14 protein-coding genes are annotated in these 14,070 nt (G+C 63.0%); 9 read left to right on the top strand and 5 right to left on the bottom strand.

Annotation, left to right across the window (positions count from 1 at the left end; genetic code table 11):
* Window positions 1-55 precede the first annotated feature (55 nt).
* The 3 genes from PQQ95_RS35935 to PQQ95_RS35925 are packed head-to-tail and all read left to right on the top strand — an operon-like array spanning window position 56 to window position 2,821.
* A complete protein-coding gene (locus PQQ95_RS35935; RefSeq protein ID WP_408446984.1) occupies window positions 56-1,171 on the top strand; it encodes an ABC transporter substrate-binding protein in 1,116 nt (371 codons plus the stop codon).
* Window positions 1,155-2,015, top strand: a complete 861-nt coding sequence (locus tag PQQ95_RS35930; protein ID WP_408446981.1) for an ABC transporter permease — start codon at window positions 1,155-1,157, stop codon at window positions 2,013-2,015. The genes PQQ95_RS35935 and PQQ95_RS35930 overlap by 17 nt, the downstream gene beginning before the upstream one ends.
* Before the next feature lie 26 nt (window positions 2,016-2,041).
* Window positions 2,042-2,821 (top strand): ABC transporter permease, encoded by a 780-nt coding sequence (locus tag PQQ95_RS35925; protein WP_408446978.1) that lies wholly within the window; start codon window positions 2,042-2,044, stop codon window positions 2,819-2,821.
* Here PQQ95_RS35925 and PQQ95_RS35920 read toward each other — a convergent pair.
* Both PQQ95_RS35920 and PQQ95_RS35915 read right to left on the bottom strand, forming a co-directional pair.
* A complete protein-coding gene (locus tag PQQ95_RS35920) occupies window positions 2,812-3,960 on the bottom strand; it encodes a sigma-54 interaction domain-containing protein (protein WP_408446976.1) in 1,149 nt (382 codons plus the stop codon). The two genes, PQQ95_RS35925 and PQQ95_RS35920, sit on opposite strands and share 10 nt — an antisense overlap.
* Window positions 3,961-4,153: 193 nt before the next feature.
* Window positions 4,154-4,834, bottom strand: coding sequence for a class II aldolase/adducin family protein (locus tag PQQ95_RS35915; protein ID WP_408446973.1), 681 nt, complete (start codon window positions 4,832-4,834; stop codon window positions 4,154-4,156).
* Window positions 4,835-5,347: 513 nt separating this feature from the next.
* Between PQQ95_RS35915 and PQQ95_RS35910 the strand changes: the two genes are divergently transcribed.
* The 3 genes from PQQ95_RS35910 to PQQ95_RS35900 all read left to right on the top strand — a co-directional run bounded on the left by PQQ95_RS35910 (window position 5,348) and on the right by PQQ95_RS35900 (window position 8,405).
* Window positions 5,348-6,553: an alpha/beta hydrolase gene (locus PQQ95_RS35910; RefSeq protein ID WP_408446971.1), complete on the top strand. Its 1,206-nt coding sequence runs from the start codon at window positions 5,348-5,350 to the stop codon at window positions 6,551-6,553.
* A 125-nt stretch (window positions 6,554-6,678) separates the two neighbouring features.
* Window positions 6,679-7,212, top strand: coding sequence for a MarR family winged helix-turn-helix transcriptional regulator (locus tag PQQ95_RS35905; RefSeq protein ID WP_408446968.1), 534 nt, complete (start codon window positions 6,679-6,681; stop codon window positions 7,210-7,212).
* Window positions 7,209-8,405: an MFS transporter gene (locus tag PQQ95_RS35900; RefSeq protein WP_408446965.1), complete on the top strand. Its 1,197-nt coding sequence runs from the start codon at window positions 7,209-7,211 to the stop codon at window positions 8,403-8,405. Before PQQ95_RS35905 ends, PQQ95_RS35900 begins: the two co-directional genes overlap by 4 nt.
* Before the next feature lie 33 nt (window positions 8,406-8,438).
* On the opposite strand, the gene speB is transcribed toward PQQ95_RS35900, so the two are convergent.
* The 3 genes from speB to PQQ95_RS35885 form a co-directional block, all read right to left on the bottom strand.
* The gene (gene speB, locus PQQ95_RS35895) at window positions 8,439-9,401 is read right to left on the bottom strand and encodes an agmatinase (RefSeq protein ID WP_408446963.1); all 963 of its coding nucleotides are present in this window, start codon (window positions 9,399-9,401) and stop codon (window positions 8,439-8,441) included.
* Between the two features lie 135 nt (window positions 9,402-9,536).
* Window positions 9,537-11,030, bottom strand: coding sequence for an aldehyde dehydrogenase (locus PQQ95_RS35890; RefSeq protein ID WP_408446961.1), 1,494 nt, complete (start codon window positions 11,028-11,030; stop codon window positions 9,537-9,539).
* A gap of 89 nt (window positions 11,031-11,119) precedes the next feature.
* On the bottom strand, window positions 11,120-11,671 hold the full coding sequence (locus tag PQQ95_RS35885) for a cupin domain-containing protein (protein ID WP_408446958.1): 552 nt from the start codon (window positions 11,669-11,671) through the stop codon (window positions 11,120-11,122).
* 417 nt (window positions 11,672-12,088) lie between these two features.
* Here PQQ95_RS35885 and PQQ95_RS35880 point away from each other — a divergent pair, with 417 nt between their 5' ends.
* The 3 genes from PQQ95_RS35880 to PQQ95_RS35870 form a co-directional block, all read left to right on the top strand.
* A complete protein-coding gene (locus PQQ95_RS35880) occupies window positions 12,089-12,310 on the top strand; it encodes a hypothetical protein (protein WP_407945944.1) in 222 nt (73 codons plus the stop codon).
* A gap of 313 nt (window positions 12,311-12,623) precedes the next feature.
* The gene (locus PQQ95_RS35875) at window positions 12,624-13,418 is read left to right on the top strand and encodes a gamma-glutamyl-gamma-aminobutyrate hydrolase family protein (protein ID WP_408446956.1); all 795 of its coding nucleotides are present in this window, start codon (window positions 12,624-12,626) and stop codon (window positions 13,416-13,418) included.
* A 32-nt stretch (window positions 13,419-13,450) separates the two neighbouring features.
* Window positions 13,451-14,070: type I glutamate--ammonia ligase (locus PQQ95_RS35870; RefSeq protein ID WP_459251998.1), on the top strand; the 620-nt coding region annotated here is incomplete at its 3' end.

The raw sequence follows: 14,070 nt of genomic DNA, 5'->3' as shown, positions 1-14,070 counted from the left end.
CCCGAACTATGCCGCCCTGCTTCCACTACTACGTTCAAGGTCTGATCCGCCCATCATGAAACGCTCATCTGCTCTCTCCCTGTTGCTGCGGCGCGCGCTCGTCGCGTGGTCGCTGACGGTGCCGCTCACCGCCGCCGCGTTGCTGAGTCCATCCGTGGCGCGTGCCGAAGACGCACCGAAAGTCGTGCGGATCGCCGTGGTCGCTTATTCAAACGGCGGCAAAACGCAATACGCGGGCGCTTCCGCGTTAATCGACGCCGACAAGTCGCTGGAAAAAGCGTTAGCCGCACGCCATATCACGCTGCAATGGGTGCCGGTCTCGACCGCTGCGGTCGGCACGCTGGTCAACGAGGCTTTCACGAATCACAGTATCGACTTCGCCGGTTACGGCGACCTGCCCTCGGTCGTGGTCAACGCATCCGGCACGCATACCAGGCTGATCGTGCCGGGTGGCGTGGGCAGCAATACCTATCTGGTCGTGCCGGCCAATTCGACGGCGAAGTCGATCGTCGATCTGAAAGGCAAGCGGATCGCGCTCAATCGCGGCCGTCCGTGGGAAGTGACGTTCGGCAAACTGCTGGCGGCCAACGGCCTGAAACTGTCCGACTTCAAGATCTACAACCTCGATCCGCAAGCCGGCGCGGCCGCCGTCGCCGCGGGACGGGTAGACGGGTTCTTTACGCTCTCGGACGCTTATCCGCTCGTGGACAAGCAGGTCGGCAAGATCATCTGGTCGACCAAGGAAGCGCCTGACGCGTGGAAGATGCGCGCGGAGTTGTGGGCCTCCGACGATTTCGTGCGCCAGTATCCCGACGTCACGCAACTGGTTGCGACCGCTTACGTACGCGCGGCCTACTGGATTTCGCAGCCGCAGAATCGCGATGCCTACATCAAGATTCTCAGCGCGTCGGGCCAACCCGAAAACGTCGTGCGCCGCGAATACGACGACGAGAAACTGCCGTGGAAAGACCAATGGACGCCGCTTTTTACGCCGTCGCTCAGCGCGCATTACCGCGACGTGTCAGCGTACAGTCAGCAGGCCAAACTCACGTCCGGCGGGGTGGACGTGAATAGCCTGCTCGCGCCGCAGTTCGTCAACAACGCATTGAAGGAACTCAAGCTTGAACGCTACTGGGATGCGAGCGCCACGACGAATGTCGCAAACCGTTGAAACGGTGGTGGATGCAGCGGCATCCACTTCACCCGCATCCATCACTCAGGCAACGGCAAGCACCGCCCCGCGCGTGCGTGCTTTCGCGCATCGCGCCTCTGCATTGCTGTGGTGGGTCTCGCCCGCCATGCTGTTCCTGCTCTGGTGGTATGCGAGCGCGCAACACTGGGTCGCGCCGCAACTCCTCGTGCCGCCGCACAAGGTCTATGACACGTTCAGCATGCTCGCGGCCGGCGGCGACCTGCAGGACAACCTGCTGATCACCTTGCGTCGCCTGGCAATCGGCTTCGTATGGGGCAGCCTGCTCGGCATTGCGTGCGGCACACTGCTCGCCGTAAACCGCGTTTTCTCCGACTACGTGCGCCCGCTTTTCGACATCCTGCGGCAGGTGCCGACGCTGACGCTGATCCCCATACTGATTCTGCTCATCGGCATCGACGAGCCGCTCAAGGTGGTGGTGGTCGCCAAAGCGGTGTTTTTTCCGGTCGCGCTGGCCACCTACGGCGGCGTGCAAGGCGTGCCGCGCGATCTGGTCGAAATGGCCCGCCATTATGGGCTTGGCCGCGCTGAGGTGTTGCGCGACGTGCTGTTGCCCTCGGCGGTTCCGTCGCTGCTAACGGGCATTCGCATTGCGATCGCGCGGTCCTGGCTTGCGCTGGTTGCGGTCGAGTTGCTGAGCGCCGACAGCGGCATTGGCGAAATGATGGAAATGGCGCGGCAGATGCTGCGTATCGACATTGTGATGGTCGACGTGATCGCAATCGGGTTGATCGGCTTCGCGCTCGATCAGAGCATCGCCCTCGTGCAGCGCCGCGTGTTGCGCTGGCAAACACCCAACCGTTGAAGCCTCTTTTCTGTGAAAAGTCATTCATGATCGCTCTGCACGCCACGTCTCCCTTGCGCCGACGCGCCCGTGGTTTTGTCCTGCCGCTCGTATTGCTCGGGCTTTGGCAATTCGCCGCCTATCGCGATGCCGTGCATCAATACGCGTTCGTGCCGCTCGAACAGGTGGCGAGCGCCGCAATCGAACTCATCAGAAGTGGCGAATTGTTCGTCGACCTGGGCGCGAGTCTGCGCCGCACGACGTTAGGTCTTGCCACTGGCGTGATCGCCGGTGTTGCCGTGGGCGCATTGACCGCGTTATCGCGCAGCGCGGAGAAGCTGGTGCATCCGTTATTTCAGGCCATGCGTCACGTCCCGCTGCTCGGGCTGATTCCGTTGATCAGTCTGTGGTGCGGCACGGGCGAGTTCGCGAAAGTGTTCATCGTCTTTCTCGCCGCCTTCTACCCGATGGTGACGAGCAGCTTCGACGGACTGCGCCGTATCGATCAGCGTTATTTCGAACTGGCGCAGTCGTATGAGTTGACACGGGTGGGCTGGCTGCGCGACGTGTTGATTCCAGGCGCGTTGCCGGACCTGTTCGCCGGCATCCTGCAAGCGGTGCCGTTTGCATGGATCACGGCCACGAGCAGCGAGCTGTTATTTAACGCCGGCGCGGGCGTCGGCAATCTGATGCAGACCGCGCAGGCCGGCGCGCGCGTCGACGTGTTGCTGGTGTGCGTGACGGGCGTCACCGTGCTGGCGGTGGCAATGGGCCTGCTCTGCGAGCGCGTCGCCCAGCGTCTGCTGCGCTGGCGTGATCACGCCTGACGGCGGTCGCCGGCTTCGCTCGCATCGGCGGCGTCCGGATCGCCGGCGTCGCGCAGCTTGAGGATGCCCAGTTGCGCAAGCCGCGCGCGGACGATGTTGCGCGACAGATCGAGCAGGCGTGACGTGCGCAGCTGATTGTTCTCGGAGAATTCGAAGGTGCTGCGATAGACCGTGTCTTCGATGTGCTGCCAGAGCCTTGGCGTGCCGAGCTCCAGCAGATCGACGATCGCCTCGCGCAAAGAGTCGGTCGCTTCCGCGATATCGCGCGGGCGGCGCGCCGGATTCGCCGCCGCGGCCGCGACAGGCGCGTGAGCAGCCGGTGCCTGAAGCGCCAGCGAGAGTGCGGAAAACTGCAGGTCGTCGACGTCGATGAATCCGCCGCTGCTCACCAGCAGCGCGTGATGAATCACGTTCTCCAGCTCGCGAATATTGCCTGGCCAGGAGTGAGCATGCAACCGTTCGAGCGCGGCATCCGTCAGCGCGGGCGGCGTGATTCGCAGACGCTTCGCGTAACTCTCGAGAAAGTGCTGGATCAACGGCCCGATGTCGCCCGGTCGCTCGCGCAACGGCAACAGACTCAGTTTGACGACGTTCAGGCGGTAATACAGGTCCTCCCGAAAGTGGCCGGCCCGCACGGCGGCCTCGAGATTCACATTGGTTGCGGTAACGAGCCGCACGTCGATTTTGACGGTCTTGCGCGAACCGACCGGCACCACCTCGCGTTCCTGCAACACGCGCAGCAGCTTGACCTGCGCCGCAAGCGGCAAGTCCCCCACTTCATCGAGAAACAGCGTGCCGCGATTGGCGGATTCGAACCACCCCGGCTGGCTGCTGATCGCGCCCGTGAATGCGCCGCGTTCGTGACCGAAGAGTTCGCTCTCGATCAACGTCTCCGAGAACGCGCCGCAATTCACCGCGACGAAAGGCCCGTCGCGGCGTTCGCTCAACGAATGCACGAGCCGTGCGATCAACTCCTTGCCGGTGCCGCTCTCGCCGGTGACGAGCACGGTGGCGTCGCTCGGCGCGACCAGATGGATGCGTTCGAGCAGCACCAGCGACTTGGGATCGTCGAAAGTCAGGGCTTTCGCACGAATCGTGATGGCGTGCGACGCGGGATCGGGAAAACTGAAGACAGCCATTGATCGACCAGCAAGGAATCCAAAGGGAGCCTCGACGATATCAAGCCGGCCGTGCGCTGCGAACCAATACATCGAGCTAACAGTATGACGGAACCGGCAATACGGCTATCCGGCTGCGTCGATACGAAAAGCGGCACGGCTGACCGCGCCGTGCCGCTCAGTGTCATTCATACCTTGCCGCTACCGCCAGGGCTCAGGCGAGGCCGGTCATTTTCCACTGCTGTTCGAGCACGCCCGGGCCGAACTCCTTCGACCCACCGAGCGATTCCGCGAGCGCCTGGAAGTACGCGCCCTCTTCGAGAATCAGGATGTACTGCGAGACGTCGAGGATGTTTTTTCCCCAGAAGGTCGCCCCGCCGTTTGCTTCGAGAATCGCCGGTATGTTCGGATCGCGCCGGATCGTGTCGACGATGAAGCGCGGCTCGCCCGGACGGCGGTCGATATAGATCGGGATTTCACGCGCCTTGGTATAACGCTGCGCCGGTGCGTACAGAATCGGCAGCGGACGGTGCGAGCTCGCCCACGCGCCGAGATAGGGGCCATGCACGTGAATCACCACGTCGACTTCCGGCGCCTCCTGAAACACGCCCGCATAGCGAGGACCATGGCCGGAGGCCTTCGGATCGCCGTGGATCACCTTGCCGTCGAACGACACCACAACCGCCTGAACCTCTTGCGATTGCGCCCACGGCGTCGGCGCCGACACCGCTACGACCAGGTCCGTGCCAGGCACCCGCTGATACGCCTGGAAGGTATTGGTGGCGGACAAGGTGCGGGTTTCCTTGAGAACACGCGCGGCTTGCGCGAATTCGCGCCGGATGCGTTCGACGAAGGCGACCAGTTCGCCGCTTTCCAGCGTCTGCGTGACTGACATGTTGAGTCCTTTGATGAGAGAGGGATCGATGCGGAGGGTATTTAGCAGCAAGTGTGCCAATCGGTGCGTCACACGCAGCCCCTTATGCGGCGGCTGCTTCGTCCGTTCGCCGCGCATACGCGTCTGAGTTCGAATCAGGTGATTGTGCTGCTGGACCAACAGCGCAGCATCAGCGGCTGTTGCGCACGGCGCAAAGCAGACGTGTGAGTACATCACCTCGCAGCGCCGTTGCACCCCGATGCGAGCGGGCTTTCGCCGATCACGCATGGCGATGGTTCGAAACTTGCGTTGAAGGCCGCCCAGGTTCAACGGGTTCAGCTGGACGGCCTCGCGTGGGCGCCCCGTGAGTTTCGCCGAAGTCAGCCCGTGCCCGTGGACCACCCTCTTCTCACCATCGTTCAAGGCGTCGTTATGCAAGCAGAAAATAGTCGAACGCGGGATTGGCGCGCATCGGCTCGTGTCAAATTCAGCCCATGGTTTGCCGCGCCATTAGCGGCGTTGCTGGTGTCCAGCATGGTTTTCGCTGCAGGCGCCAGAGCGCCCGCGCCCGACCCACTGCAAGGCGACGGCCGCGTGTCCCCGTTCTATACGTGGGACGACGAGATTCCCGGCCGCCCGGGCGAGCTGCTACGCTCCGAGCCATTGCCGCCCACCCTCGGCCTCACCCACGCCGGCCAGCAACTGCGCCTGCTATACAGTTCGACCGATGGCGTCGGCGGTAAAACGCCGATTGCCGTATCGGGTGCGCTATTCCTGCCCAAAGGCCAGCCGCCGCAAGGAGGATGGCCGATCGTCGCGTGGGGGCACGGCACCTTCGGCATGGCCGATATCTGCGCGCCCTCATGGTTCGGCCGCTCCTATCGCGACGTACGCTATCTGAACGCGTGGCTTCAACAAGGTTTCGCGGTGGTGGCGACCGACTATCAGGGACTCGGCACGCCCGGACCCAACCCGCAACTGAACAATCGCTCGAATAGCTACACGATGCTCGACAGCGTACGCGCCGCGTTGCGCGGCGTGCCCGGGCTCGCCAATCAGGTTGTGCTGGTCGGGCAATCACAAGGCGGTTCTGCGGTATTTGCCGCAGCCGGCTACGCGAGCACGTATGCGCCCGAGCTCGACATCCGCGGCACGGTCGCGACGGGCGTGATCTACAACGCACCGAAGCACACCCTTGCAACGCTTGCGCCTTTCAAGACCGCCTACCAGCGTGATCCCAACCGGATCGATGCAACGCTCGCGTATCAGTTCTATTCCGTGCTGTCGGCGCAACAGATCGATTCAGGGTTGAAGGCTTCCGACATCCTCACCGATTCCGCGCTGCCCATTCTCGAACAATCGCGCATCAGTTGCCTTGCCTCGCTCGAAGACGACGCAGCGCTCGCCGGACTGACCACCGCGAACACGGTGAAGGCAGGCGCCAATGCGCGTTTGCAGGCATGGTGGGACGACTATCTGAAGTTCCCGACCCTGAAGATCAAGTCGCCGGTGTTCATCGGCATCGGTGCGGACGACGGTCTCGCGCCGCTGGAGCTCTCGCTGGCAAAAGACGCCTGCGCGGCCGGCACCACGGTCGAGGCGCATCTTTACGCGGGTCGCGAACACAACGGCACGGTCAATACATCGCTGGAGGATTCGATACCTTTCGTCAGGAAAGTGCTGGCGGGCCAAGCGGTTACGCCAGTGTGCTCTCCAGCTGAACAGGAGCCGAAGTCGTGACGGCGCAGCACTGGTTTTCGACGCGGTTTACGGCAAGCGCTTGACGGTCACAAAAAACCGCTTGCGTCTCATCGCCAATGTGTGCAACATGCATATATGCACGTTGCACACATTGAGGCGTTCCTATGACGCAGCGCACAGAAAACCTGCTTGGCGTGCTCGCCCTGCTGGTCACAGACGAGATGAACGCGCAGCCTGCCGCGGCCGCGCTCGCGGGCCCCACCGCCCGTGCCATGCTCAACGCGGTCGGCCAATATCCGGACTCGTCCATTGAAGTATTGCGCGAGGCGGTCGATCTTTCGCACCCGGCCGCGGTCCGCGCGGTTGCCGGTCTGGTGGACGCCGGCCTCGTCGAAAAGAAATCCGGCGCCGACAAACGTTCTGTCGCGCTTGCCTTGACCCCTTCCGGCAAGCGTGAAGCGAAACGCCTGCAGGCGGCACGCGACCGGATGCTGCAACGCATCGTCGGGCAACTCGACGAGCGCGAGCGCGAGGTACTCGAAAGCCTGCTGATCAAGATTCTGTGGAATGAGACTCGCGATCCGGCGCACGCCATGCAACTGTGCCGGCTTTGCGACGACGGCCCCTGCCTGAAAGCCGGTTGCCCGGTCGAATGTCGCGAACAGGGGCTGCCCATGCCCGCCCGGAGCGACACATGAATACCGCCGCGCCGGTGCGCTGGCCGGCGATCGCCGCGCTGACCGCGGTCTCGGCGCTCTCACAGATCGGCCAGTTCGGCATCGGCTTCATGGTGCTGCCGGTGTGGCTGGCGCAGCGTGGCCTCGACGCACCGCGCGCCGGCCTCTTCTCCGCTTCGCAATGGGCCGGCATGCTGGCCGGCTTGCTGATCGCGCCATGGCTGGTGGAACGGATCGGCGCGAAACGCACGGTATCGCTCGGTCTCGCCGCCACGATTGTTGCGTTCGCGACGATGAACGCGCTCTGGTGGCCGCTGTGGCTCGTGCCGGGCCTATTGACCGGACTCGGCATCGGTTTGCGCTGGATCGCCAATGAAACGTGGCTCTACCGGCTTGTGCCGGCCGAGTCGAGCGGACGTGTCGTGGGCGTGCATGAAGCGCTGATTGCCACCGCCGGCGTCATCGGGCCGGCATTGGCCGTGTGGTGCGCAGTGGACGGACGCATCACGTTCGTGGCCGGCGCGGCCTTCACATTCGCCGCGGCGCTTCCCCTGTGGCTGACTGCATCGGATGATAGGCGCCCTGCTGTCAAATCAGCACCGCCCGTACAAACCCGGAGCGCCGGAAAAGGCGCCCCAATCGCCCCAATGGTCAGCCTCGGCATGGTGGTGGTCGCGGCAGGCGGTATCGGCGACGGCGCGCTTTACGGGCTCTTCCCGCTCTTTGCCAACGCCCACGGCCTCAGCACGACGCAGACGGCCACGCTGCTCACGCTATTCGGTATCGGCGGAATGGCGCTGCAATTTCCAGTCGGCTGGTTCGCCGATCGCGCCGGTCTCGCCGCCACCGTGATCGTCTGCGCTGCGTTGAGCACGCTGGCGATCTGCGGTTTCGCGCTCGCCGCGCCCGCCTCATGGCTCGCCGGCGCAAGCGCATTGCTGCTCGGCGGCATGAATAGCGCGTACATCACGCTCGGCATGGTCGCGGCGGCATGCAGCGACAAGGCCGCGCTCACGCGCAATATGCGGCTGGTGTCGCTCACCTTCACCGCGAGTTCGATCGTGGGACCGCTCATTGCCGGCTTCGCGATGAAAGCCCGCGGCAGCGATATGCTGTTGTGGCAACTGGCGATCATGAGCGGCGCGCTCGTTGCCTATACGCTCGGCTTGCGCGAAGGCCGGCGTCAACCCGATCGATCGTCGTCGATGGGTTAACGCCGGTGACGTTTTAAAAACGACTGAACATGCCTAGCGTTCAGCGACCTTCCGTTGCCGCCACAGACACAACAGATCGCATGCGATATGCGCAGCGGCAATCGCCGTGATCTCGCTCTGGTCATAAGCGGGCGCCACTTCCACCACGTCCGCGCCCACCAGATTCAGCGCGCCGAGTCCGCGCACGATAGCCAGCCCCTGTGCCGACGACAAACCGCCCGCCACCGGCGTACCCGTGCCCGGCGCGAACGCCGGATCGAGACAGTCGATATCGAAGGTCAGATACGCGGGCCGCTCGCCGACAATCGACGTGATCCGCTCCACCGCCGCCCGCGCGCCATGTTCGTGGACCCACGCGGCGTCGAGGATATTGATCCCCATGAAATCGTCGTTCCACGTGCGAATGCCGACCTGCACCGAAGTCTTTGGATCGATCAGACCGTCCTTCACCGCCTTGTAGAACATCGAGCCATGATTCAGGCTGTCCGGGCTGTCGTCGGCCCAGGTATCGCAGTGAGCGTCGAAATGAATCAGCGAAAGCGGCTTGCCGTACTTCTCCGCATGCGCGATCAGCAGCGGATACGTAATGTAGTGATCGCCGCCGAGCGTCAGCATTTTCGCGTCCGACCGCAGGATCGTGCGCGCATGCTCGACGATCGACTCCTTGATCGTCATGGGATTGTGCGCGTCGAACCAGCAGTCGCCGTAGTCCGTTACGGCGAGATCGTCGAACGGATTGAAACCCCACGGATACGGATGCAGTTCGGACAACTGCACGCTCGCCGCGCGCACCGCCGCGGGACCGAGACGCGCGCCCGAGCGGAACGTGGTGGCCAGATCGAGCGGCACCCCGGAGACCACGACGTCGACGCCGTCGAGTTCGCGGGTGTACTTGCGGCGCATGAACGACAACACACCCGCATAGGTGTTTTCGATCGACGAGCCATAGAGGGACGAACGACGAATCGCGCCGTCGCCGTAAACGAGTTCAGTCATGGATGACCTGACACCTGATAGACATGCCGGAGCCGCACGCGGGGCTTCCAGGTAATGCGTGCGACGTCCGGCCCGGATTCATTGGGAACGCGGCGGCGTCCTTCCCGAACGCCACCGCGCTGGCTTGCGAATCCTTTAGCGCAGCCGAACGAGCGTGGACTTCAGCTCGGTGTACTTCTCCAACGCGTGCAACGACTTGTCGCGGCCGTTACCCGATTGCTTGTAGCCGCCGAAGGGGAAATTCATATCCCCGCCTTCGTCGTAGCAATTGACCCACACGGTGCCCGCACGCAGCTTGCGCGACACCTCGTGCGCCGTGGTGAGGTTCGAGGTCCACACGGCGGCGGCGAGACCGTATTCGCTGTCATTCGCGATCCTGATCGCTTCCTCAACCGTGTCGAACGTAATCACCGACAACACCGGCCCGAAGATTTCCTCGCGGGCGACCTTCGCGCCGGACGCCGGAATCTCGAAGATGGTCGGTTCGATATAGAAACCGCCAGTCTCCTGTTTAACGCGCGAACCACCCAGCAGCAGCTTCGCTTCCGCACGGCCCGCTTCGATATAACCGAGCACGCGTTCGAGTTGCACGTTGTCGACGATCGCGCCCATCGAAGTTTGCGGATCGAGCGGGTTGCCCGGCGTATAGCTGCGCGCGGCGGCGATCAGCTTGTCGAGGAACACGTCCTTGATGTCTTTGTGCACGAGCAGGCGCGAACCCGCGGTGCACATTTCACCCATGTTGTAGAAGATCGCGCCCGCTGCGGCGTTCGCCGCGCGGTCGAGGTCGGGGCAATCCGGCATCACGATGTTCGGCGACTTGCCGCCGAGTTCGAGCCACACGCGCTTCAGGTTCGATTGACCGGCGTATTGCATGATCAGCTTGCCGACGTTGGTCGAGCCGGTGAAAGCGAGACAGTCCACGTCCTGATGCAGCGCCAGCAGCTTGCCCGGTTCTCCCGCGCCCGGCACCACGTTGAACACGCCGGCGGGAATGCCCGCATCCAGCGCGAGTTGTGCGAGGCGAATCGCGGTGAGCGGCGATTTCTCCGAAGGCTTGAGCACGACGCTGTTACCCGCGGCGAGCGCCGGGCCGAACTTCCACGACGCCATCAGAATCGGGAAATTCCACGGCACGACGGCCGCAACCACACCGATCGGCTCGCGCGTGACGAGGCCCACCAGATGATGATCGGCCGGCGCGACTTCGCCGCCGACCTTGTCGATGGCTTCAGCGAACCATTCGACGCAATAGGCCGCGCCCGGCACGTCCACCGTGGTGGTGTCGGCGATCGGCTTGCCGGCGTCCAGCGTTTCGAGCAGCGCGAGTTCGTCCATGTGCTCACGGATCGACGCAGCCCAGCGCAATAGAATTGCCTTGCGCTTGCGGGGATTGAGGTCGGACCACACACCGGAATCGAACGCACGGCGTGCGGCTGCCACGGCGGCGTCGACATCGGCCGCGCCGCTGTCAGCGACCCTGGCCAGCAGCTTGCCGTCGATCGGGCTCAGGCAGTCGAACGTGCGGCCGCCTGCGGCGTCACGGTACTCGCCGTCGATAAACGCGCGGCCTTCGATCGAAAGCGTAGCGGCTTTGTCTTGCCAGAAAGCGAGAGATTTCTTGTCCATCAGGATGCCTCAATGTTATGCGCTCGACGCACGCCGGCATCGGCTTCAGCCGGCTGGGAACTGCGTCGCGGCGCGTTGGCGCGGAGTCTCTAGAACGTGGGCGGCGAATTGGCCGACACGATCTCGCAGAGATGCTCCGCGCTGGGATTGCGAAAACGATGCGGTAAACGGCTTTCAAAGTAATAGCTGTCACCAGGGTCGAGCAGCCACGTGACACCGTCCACCGTCAGTTCGATCTGACCGCTGACCACGACCCCGCCCTCATGCCCCTCGTGCGCCAGCATTTCCGGCCCGGTATCCGACAGCGGCTGATAGACCTCGCGCAGAATGCCCATATTGCGGTCCTTCACACTGGAACCGGCGAGATAGAACTCGATCGACTCATTACCGAGATTCGGCATGTCGACCCGGCGCGACACGACGGAGCGTTCCACCTCGACTTCAAAAGTGAAAAACTCGGCGAGACTCATCGGTATGCATTCGAGCAGCTTCTTCAGTGACCCGACTGACGGACTCACGCGATTCTGTTCGATCAGCGAAATCGTGCCGTTGGTCACCCCCGCCCGCTTCGCCAGCTCACGCTGCGACAGACCATTCTTCTTACGGATGTATTGCAGGCGGGTCGCTACTTCTATGGACATCGCTAAGTTCTCTGACATGGGAGACGATCGGGCGCGTGGACTCGGGCAATGTGCGCCCGCGAGTGTTGAATATTCTAATCACTTTAATCGTTGCGCCGCTGGGGAAAACCCTGAAAGGATTCCGAAATATGACTTGCGCAACGAATGTTCCCACAGACAGGGATTCTAGCGACACCCCCGGGAAAGCCCTGATAATTCTTTTATAAAAATGATTTGACGGCATTATTGGCTCGTATACGATGGTTCTCAGGCGATCGTCACACCGGAATCACAAAGCACGAAAGTGTGTTTTTTGACGCAGCGAACCCCGTTCGCACCGGTCAGAAGCGATCATCCCAGCGTGATGTTTCTTTAAACGCCCAGTGCGTTTTTCGAGCAAGCGTTCAATACTTTCAACGCCGTTAGTCGAGTGTAATCGTGAGAGTCCGAGGCCCTTTGGTGAGATGGAATCGAAGTCAGGCGAGCTGTCCTCGCGCTGACGGCGCCATCGCCGACGGCAGCAACGGCAGCCTTACGTTCCGCCGCTTCCTGTCCGTCTTCACGATCCTGTCCCGCCGTTCAGTTCGACGCCACAATTCCATCTCCGCGCGTGCCTTCATTGCTGTGCGCACGGACGAAGTCGCCTCGCTGCTGCCGTAGCGCCTCCCCCTTTTTCGTCGTTCGATTCGTCCGTTTTGTGCGAGTTTTCATGTGCGCGCGCTCTTGAGCCATGCGTTCGTGCGTGTGCGGTGCCGTCTGCCGCGCAGCGCCTCATGCGGATCAGATCAGTTGCGCACCGCAACGGACCGAATCGAACGACCTGTCTGATTACCACGCGCGGCGCGTCTCGCTGACGACGACCGCCTGCACTACCCGGTGGCCTGACGCCTTGCGTCCGGCTGCGGAATGTTGCCGCGCCGTGTTTAACGTTGTTCATGCCGCGTCCCGCGGGGAACATACACGTCTATCTGATATGCGAAACAAACCCCTGGTCGGCATCAGCGCCGACAGAACGATGATGGGAGTCCACCCGTCGCACGTCACCGGCGAGAAGTACATTGCCGCGATCGTGGACGGCTCGCAGGCGCTGGCCATGTTGTTGCCGGCCCTCGGCGAGCGTCAGTCCACCGAGGACGTGCTGGCCACCGTCGACGGTTTACTGTTCACCGGCAGCTATTCGAATGTCGAGCCGCACCGCTACGGCGGCCATCCCAGCGCGCCGGGCACGCTGCACGACGCCGCACGCGATGCGACGACGCTGCCGCTGCTGCGCGCCGCGATCGCCGCGGGCGTGCCGGTGCTGGCAGTATGCCGGGGCTTTCAGGAAATGAACGTGGTGTTCGGCGGGACGTTGCATCAAAGCGTTCACGCGGTGGCCGGCTTGAACGACCATCGTGAGAACAAGGAAGACGACCTCGACGTGCAATACGCACCGTCGCATTCGATCACGCTGACGCAGGGCGGCTTGTTGCAGCGCCTCGCGGGCGGCACGAATGAAGCGCGTGTGAATTCATTGCACGGTCAGGGCGTCGAGCGGTTGGGCGTGGGTCTGGTGGCAGAAGCCACCGCGCCGGACGGATTGATCGAAGCGGTGAGTGTGAAAGATGCGCGTGCCTTCGCGCTGGGTGTGCAGTGGCACCCGGAATGGAAGCATGCCAGCGACGCGCTTTCCACCGCGATCTTCCGCGCCTTCGGCGACGCCTGCCGCGATCGAATGCGCACCAAGGCCGGCTATGGCGCGGCATCCGCCGCTGCCACGCATGCCTGAGCCGGTTGCGCACCAAAACTGAGAGAATAACCATGCATGAAATCGACGACTTCCTGAAGAAGAACCGCGTCACCGAAATCGAAGCGATCATTCCGGATATGGCCGGGATCGCACGCGGCAAGATCATTCCGCGCAGCAAGTTCGAATCGGGCGAATCGATGCGCTTGCCGCAGGCGGTGATGATCCAGACCGTCACAGGCGACTATCCGGAAGACGGCACGCTCACCGGCGTCACCGACCCGGACATGGTCTGCGTCCCCGACGCCAGCACCATCCGCATGATTCCGTGGGCAGTCGACCCGACCGCCCAGGTGATCCACGATTGCGTTCACTTCGACGGCACGCCCGTCGCGATCTCGCCGCGCCGCGTGCTGCGCCGCGTGCTCGAACTCTACAAGGCCAAGGGCTGGAAGCCGGTTATCGCGCCCGAGCTCGAGTTCTATCTGGTCGACATGAACAAGGACCCGGACCTGCCGCTGCAACCGCCGATCGGCCGTACGGGCCGTCCGGAGACCGGCCGTCAGGCGTACTCGATCGAAGCGGTGAACGAATTCGATCCGCTGTTCGAAGACATCTATGAATACTGCGAAGTGCAGGAACTGGAAGTCGACACGCTGATTCACGAAGTCGGCGCCGCGCAGATGGAAATCAA

This window comes from Paraburkholderia caffeinilytica (genome assembly GCF_046030355.1).
GTDB classification, from domain to species: Bacteria; Pseudomonadota; Gammaproteobacteria; order Burkholderiales; family Burkholderiaceae; genus Paraburkholderia; species Paraburkholderia caffeinilytica_B.
This window is presented reverse-complemented; position numbering and strand designations above follow the sequence as displayed.